The following is a 6,797-nucleotide window of genomic DNA, read 5'->3' on the forward strand; positions in this document are numbered from 1 at the left end:
CTTAGAGTTCTACCATCACACTCATACCCATGCGTAAATTATCAATTGACTCGACCGGCCTTGCTTCAACTTCAAAGGTACGTAAATCAAAACCTTGTGTTGCGTCTGTTGAGCGCCATGTAGCGAAATCGCCCATTACGGCGACGTGCGACACTTCAAAAATGATACGCTTATCTAAAGCAGGGAGATAAGCCGTAAAGCGCCTTCCTTTTTCAAAGTTGTTTAGTAAATCTTCTCGCACATTCAACACCGCCCAAGCGTCTTTTGTATCGATGATGGTGACAACTGGAAATCCTTGAGGCGCGAGTTCTCCGCTGTTGAGTAGGACCTGTGAAACTTCACCGTTAAACCAACTGGTTATTTTTGTGTCAGCAACAGAAGCTTGTACTTCCGCTACAACGCCTGCGGCCATAATTTCTTTCTGTTGGGCTGCCACTATGGTTTCTTCACGCACGCCTTCTTGCATTAATTGATACATTTGAAATGCCGCATTCTCGGTATATTTTGCTGCCTGTCGCTGAGTATTTGCCTCGTCTCTTTTTTGTTCGGCAACAACACCATCATTGTATAAATTATTAATACGTTGGTAAGTTTTTTCCATTAATTGCGCAGCTGATTTTGCTGTTAACCATTGGTCTTTTGATGCCTGAATTTGTTGTGTTCTGGAACCTTTTTCTGCTTCTTTCGCCATGGCGCCAGCGGCTTTTTGCCCAGCAATGGCTTGGTCAAGCTTCGCTGCAATTTCAGGGCTAAATAATGTAAATATCAATTGTGACTTGCTTACTATATCCCCTTTTCGCACGAACACTTGGTCAATCCGACCCGATACTTTGGAGGAAATACTATATTGTTGAGCTTGAATTTGACCTTGAAGACGAACAGGCTGAGGTTGATACGCTTGATAAAAACGAAAAGATAACCAGCCGATTAATAACACGACTGCTAATACCATAACGCCAATTTTTATCTTTTTCATAATGTCCTTTTATTCCTAGAAGTCTGTTGATAAGGCCGTATTTTGATAATGCGTAAACGTATTCATTTCACCGCTTAATGCAAGCAGTTTGGTTAATGAGCTTATGTATTGAAATCGAGCAACAGATTGTTGGGTTTGGATGCTTGATAGGTATAGCTCAGCATCAACAACATCAAGTGAATTAGACAGTCCTTGGGTAAATCCTTTTTTGCGCAAAAGTAGGTTTTCTCTTGCTAACGCTAAACTAGAATCAAGCCCAATAACTTCTTCAATCGCTTGTTGTGCCTCAAGATAGGTTTTTTGAACTAACACTTTCAAATCTTGTTTAGCTTGTGCTTTTAAATATTGAACTTGATAAACCGCACTGTGCGCTGCCTTGACGTTATCAGCGCGACCCGAATTATCAAATAATGTGACGTTTACACCTATTCCTATAAACCAATCAGGTTTTAGCTCACTGGTTAATGAGTCTTGTTCATAAATATTATAATCGCCGTATAAAAACACATTAGGGTAGTATTTACTTTTTTCAGCCGCGATTAAGCTGCTCGCTTGTTTCTTTTTAGAATCAAGGATATCTAAACCAGGATAGGTATTGAGTGTTTTCTCAATAAAGCTATGCATTGATGGCATTGTGCTGTTGATAAAGAGTGCGTCTCTGGGTAGAACTACCGTTTCTTGATTTAAGATTTGGCTTAGCGCGGATGACGTAATATCTAAATCTTTTTGCGCTTTCTTGTAATCAACATGCGCTTTATCCAAAGAGGCCTCTGCTTGTAAACGCTCAATACGGGCAACCTGCCCTTGCTCTTCGAGTTTTATGGCAAAATCAAGATGCTGTTTAAGGCCTGTTTCAACATTTTTTCGTGCTTTTAGGACGTCTTCAGCCAACAAAACTGAAAAATAATATTGACTCAGTTCTTCAAATCGAACGTGGGTTTCCATACCAAGTTGGCCTTGCGCTTCATCGAATCGCCCTTTTGCCGCATTTTGAGCTGCTGTTATTTTACCGCCGGTATAAATGGGCCAAATGACACGCACGGACGAGAAATACACATCTTTATCTTCAACCGTTGAGGTAAGCCCGGCAAGACTCTCTGAAATTTGACTGCCTAACAAAGTTATATCATCGTTTAGGCGCGTATAATTAGCACCTAATGAAACTGAAGGTAAGTTCAAATCCTCTTTAGCTTCTTGTAAATATTTGTAACGGTCAACATTAGCGGACTGAGCAGCCAAAGAATTGTTGCTTTTTTGCAGGAGCTTCCAAGCGTCTGAAAATGAAAGGTGACTTGCCTGTGCTTCAGCAGAGTGAGCACTTGGCATATTTAGCAAAAATAACCAAAAAAATAGTCCGAAAAATAAGAGTGAAATCTTCAGTTTCATGTTTCGCGCATTCCCCTAAGTATTTATCCACTTAATAATATCACGTAATGCAACGCCACCTTATAGGTAAAGCAAGTATAATAATAAATTCAGAGGCTTAACAACGTCAGTATTGACTCATATCAATTTTTATGGCGGATCGCTTATATCATTTCTTGATCCACTGTCCATTACTACGCAGATAATGGCCAGCCTCAGTTTTCTCATACGCTTTTTTAGCAGCGAGTAATTCTACCTGACTCAAGGTAATACTGTTTTTAGTCGCCAGTTCCTGATATTTGGCTTTACGTTTTGCGTTGATATCAGTGATCAATGTCATGACTTCAGTGCTCATAACAACCGCTCCTAGATAACCATTTTCCTGTTCGCCTACTAAGCCCGTTGCTTTTGCCGAATCAAGCTCGATTGCGAAAGCGGTAGCGCTGAATAGAATGGCGGCAAGCAGTAGCGTTTTTAAAGTTGTCATTGTTTTCATGTTTTACTCCTAAAATAATTTGCTGTCGTCACTGAAAATATCATCCAGTTCCTTGTCAACTTTGACCCGAATTTCATGATCTATTTTGACATTAATATTTATAGTAATGGGCTCTTTTGTTTCAAGCTGTACCGTATGAGTACATGCACTTAAGAGCACAAAACCGATGGTTATAGCTAAGATTCTCACGTTTATTTTCCTTTTTCCAAGTAGCGTTTTTCAATTCGTTTTTCAATAGAGTCTTGTATTGAACCGGTTATCCTAAGGGATTTCAGCAAGGTAAATATATTTTCTTTATGACCATAGTTAAATATCACTTCTTGCTCCTTTTCCGGATTACGTCCGGCGATGGAGAGTTCTAAATCCAACCAGCCATCAGAAGCTAATTCGACTTTGCTGGATAGTTTGCGATACTCAACGTTTTGCAAAAATGATAGCTCTTTCTGTTGATTTTTAATTAAATCAAAGGCTGCGTTATCCTGTATTTTTAGCTTCCCCGGGCCATCGCTGGCAAGCATGCCATGTTGAATAATTCCATTCTCAGAGCCAAGCTGAAAAGGTAATATGCCGGACATTTCTCCAGTCACCTGTATACCCTGCTGTTTTTGCAGCGCCGCTATATCGGCTAAGTCTAGGCTGCTGACACTGATATTAGTACGCTGCTTTCTGCCATCAAACCATAGGTTGGTGACTTTAAAAGTGCCACCAATAAGTTCACCTTCAGCTGATTCAAGTTTCGCTACGCTATCAACAATATCCACAATCAATGCTACCTTACGGATCGGGATACCAACATTGATTTCCTCTATATTAATTTTGCCACGGCTTAGCTGAAGCCCAGCTGAATTGAAACTGAAACCTTCATTTAATTGCAGGAAAAGTACCTCAAAATCATCATATGTTAAGCTGGTGTCTGTCAACTTCAAGGTGCCAGAATAATTTGAAGATGAAAACGTGCCTGAAAGTTCACTGCTGAAGGTACCTGCCAATAGTTGTACTTTGCTATTGAACTGATTAACTAGGTTGTGTAAGGACTTGATTTGCTGCTCCGCCATCAGCACCTTGACGTCTTTTTCTGTATGATTAATTTGCATACTTAAACCAGATCCCAACTGAAGGCTATGCTTACCCGCCGTTTTCATAGTCGACAGATTTGCGCTTAACTCATGCTCAAAAGTTAGCTTATTGAGCTTTTTATCAGTATACCCAATACTCTCCAGTGTTGATTGCCCGGTTAACTGCAGCCCACTGTCCGCTTTGATAATAATATCACTGGTATTGATAAGTTTAACCAGCTTTGTCTGCGCAAAAATCACATCAGGGATCTTGTTAATTAGTTTAATTTGCCACGTTTTAGCAGCCGAATTTGACATCTGCCAATCGGTCTTTATCTCACTGAGCTGAATTATCGAACCCAATTGTGATGTCGTTTTAATGCCGCTTATATGTTGCCGACCCGACAGCGATAAGTCGAGCTTGTCAGTATTTGAAAACGATACTCGATAGTTAAATGAGTTAGTCAGACTATCTGCAATGGCCCAGCGAGTAGCGGGTGCGCTGACCTGCATTTCTGCTGATCCAGATACCATAGTCCAATTATTATCGTTTTTGGTTAGTTTGCCATTGGAGTTGATTGCTACTTCACCGTTTAACGCCAGCTTATCATTTCGCAAATCAGCTAAACTCGCGGCCAGATCGAATGCGTAATCCAGTGATAAACTTTGATCAAACCCGAGTTCAATAGCTGATAGTGTCACTATCGGATTTAGCTGAAATTCAGGCAGGAATAATTCGACGCTGCTGGTCAATAAAGCATTCCCTTTTATAATGAGGGGCTGTGTTGCGGTTAAAAGTGCCGTGGCTATTTTAAGATCCTTTAGCTGTGCTGGTATGAGCTGACATTCTGCCAGATCCGCTGATATTGGAAAATCGCTGGCATCAATGCGCGCCTCAAAATTAGGCAATGTCAGATCAATTAGGAGTTTACCTTTAGCCTCAACGCTAATGGGACAACTTTCGAGCTTGACTTGCGGTTTAATGTGCAAGCTATGTGACGTTTCAATACGATTTCCCGCCATAGCAAACTGGCTATCTATCTTGGTATTAATCAAAGCCTGCCAGTTCAGGCGCTGGTGCAAAAATTGGGTTTTTTCTTGCAACAGTTGGCTTTGCTCGATGACTCGGCTCGGTGTCCAGTTTATCGTCCCCTGCAGTGTCCCATCGATGTAGTCTGCAGTTGCGTTAACATCGCCTGACAGCATAAAATTCGATGCTGACCTTTGTTTTAACGCAAGCTCCAATGGCTGCTGCAAAAAATATGACTGAAGGTTAAGCGACTTAATGGTAATCCGAGGCAAGCTAGCAGGCAAAGCAATATTGGGTAGTTCCAGCGAAACTGGTGCAGCGCCTACTTGAGTGTCAGTATTTTTATGATTAATCCGCAGTTTATCGATATTCAAGCGACTCGTTTTACGTCGCCAGTTATCTAAAAACCAGCTAGCATTATGAATTTCAATATCGACAGACTGTGTATTTAGGCATAGCTCATTTATAGAAAGCGTAGGCGACAACCCTAAATCAAATTCAAGGCAGGTAACTTGCGCGCCCTTTGGCAAGGAGTCTGCAATTACCCACTTAGCAAGTGACACTCTAAACACATAGCCGCTCAGCAAAGTCACGAGTACCAAAACAGCACTACTTAGTAGTGCAATTACCCCTCCCCTAAGCCAACGTATTTGTAAGGACGTATTCAGATTAAATCCCTTTTAAAAACAAAAAGTCACCAGACTTAATTCAACTACAGATATTATCACGTAAAGGTATCTTTAAGCATCACACGACTCGACGCGATTTTTGACTGTTAGCAGACATTGCAGCATAAATCTTGTCGGTCGCAAATAGCCTTTTCTTGTGTGGTTTGTGAATTAGCGCGTACCAAAAATTTTATCACCAGCGTCACCTAAGCCTGGCAAAATATAGCCCTGGTCATTCAGTCGGTCGTCAATAGCGGCCACATATATATCAACATCAGAATGTGCTTTGACAACGGCTTCTATTCCCTCAGGGGCTGCTACCAAAAACAAACCTAAAATATGCTTACAACCTTTGCTTTTAAGTAAATCAATTGTCGCGATTAAGGTGCCACCGGTGGCCAACATCGGGTCAACAATCAGAGCAATGCGTGAGTCAATATCACTAACTACTTTGTCGAAATAAGCCACCGGCTGCAGCGTTTCCTCATCTCGATATAGGCCTACCACACTAATTTTGGCATTAGGAACCAAGCTCAAAACACCATCGAGCATGCCTAAACCCGCCCGTAAAATCGGCACCACTGTTATTTTTTTGCCTTTAATTTGGTTGACCGAAATAGGCTCACCTGCCCACCCTTTAATCTTGATATCTTCAACTTGTAGCTCACGCGTAGCCTCATATGTGAGTAAGTTAGCGACTTCACTCGCGAGTTCTCTAAAATCTTTACTACTGACACCATAAGCGCGCATCAAACCAATTTTATGTTGAATGAGCGGGTGCTTTATTTCATAGATTGACATGGTAATCCCTTTACTAAAACCTGTATTTGATATTGATAAGGATACTTTTGACATCCTCCCCGCCCTGAAGGGCGGGGATCCCTGCGGGTGAACGCAACTTCTGCGCCCTACCTTCGGTGGGTTCCTGCTTCACAGAGCGGCCTGACTGCGCCGACTCTCCACAGGCTAACAAGCGATATCCTCGCTCTAAAACATTGATCGCGCCGACCACATCGGCGTTATTTGCATAACCACGATCGACGCACAGGAACTGTGCTTGCGTGAGTCGATTGTCTTTACTGACATGCCCGCAGCACGGGCATGTTTGGCTGGTGTGGTGCGGCGGCACCGCAAGCAGCATACCACCGTTCCATGCCACCTTGTAGTCCAGCTGCCGCCTGAATTCTCCCCAGCCCTGATCGAGTAT

General features: G+C 42.1%; 7 protein-coding genes. All 7 read right to left on the bottom strand.

From position 1 onward, the window contains the following. Position 1 precedes the first annotated feature (1 nt). A complete protein-coding gene (locus tag G399_RS0109470) occupies positions 2 to 976 on the bottom strand; it encodes an HlyD family secretion protein (RefSeq protein ID WP_006015254.1) in 975 nt (324 codons plus the stop codon). Between the two features lie 15 nt (positions 977 to 991). Further along, a complete protein-coding gene (locus G399_RS0109475; RefSeq protein ID WP_006015250.1) occupies positions 992 to 2,362 on the bottom strand; it encodes a TolC family protein in 1,371 nt (456 codons plus the stop codon). Between the two features lie 148 nt (positions 2,363 to 2,510). Then, positions 2,511 to 2,837, bottom strand: a complete 327-nt coding sequence (locus G399_RS0109480; protein ID WP_006015247.1) for a YdbL family probable chaperone protein — start codon at positions 2,835 to 2,837, stop codon at positions 2,511 to 2,513. A 9-nt stretch (positions 2,838 to 2,846) separates the two neighbouring features. Beyond that, complete coding sequence (locus G399_RS0109485) at positions 2,847 to 3,026, bottom strand: YnbE family lipoprotein (protein ID WP_006015244.1); 180 nt, start codon at positions 3,024 to 3,026, stop codon at positions 2,847 to 2,849. A 2-nt stretch (positions 3,027 to 3,028) separates the two neighbouring features. After that, complete coding sequence (locus tag G399_RS0109490; protein WP_006015242.1) at positions 3,029 to 5,515, bottom strand: intermembrane phospholipid transport YdbH family protein; 2,487 nt, start codon at positions 5,513 to 5,515, stop codon at positions 3,029 to 3,031. 246 nt (positions 5,516 to 5,761) lie between these two features. Next, a complete protein-coding gene (upp, locus tag G399_RS0109495) occupies positions 5,762 to 6,391 on the bottom strand; it encodes a uracil phosphoribosyltransferase (protein WP_006015240.1) in 630 nt (209 codons plus the stop codon). A 13-nt stretch (positions 6,392 to 6,404) separates the two neighbouring features. Beyond that, a partial coding sequence (locus tag G399_RS0109500; protein ID WP_026843614.1) for a zinc ribbon domain-containing protein occupies positions 6,405 to 6,797 on the bottom strand: 393 nt, incomplete at its 5' end.

The sequence above is a fragment of the Brumicola pallidula DSM 14239 = ACAM 615 genome, from assembly GCF_000428905.1.
GTDB classification, from domain to species: Bacteria; Pseudomonadota; Gammaproteobacteria; order Enterobacterales; family Alteromonadaceae; genus Glaciecola; species Glaciecola pallidula.

What these genes read in the sequence shown, in the direction of transcription:
- upp (WP_006015240.1), bottom strand. Translation starts at nt 6,391, where the DNA reads ATGTCAATCTATGAAATAAAGCACCCGCTCATTCAACATAAAATTGGT.
- G399_RS0109470 (WP_006015254.1), bottom strand. Translation starts at nt 976, where the DNA reads ATGAAAAAGATAAAAATTGGCGTTATGGTATTAGCAGTCGTGTTATTA.
- G399_RS0109475 (WP_006015250.1), bottom strand. Translation starts at nt 2,362, where the DNA reads ATGAAACTGAAGATTTCACTCTTATTTTTCGGACTATTTTTTTGGTTA.
- G399_RS0109480 (WP_006015247.1), bottom strand. Translation starts at nt 2,837, where the DNA reads ATGAAAACAATGACAACTTTAAAAACGCTACTGCTTGCCGCCATTCTA.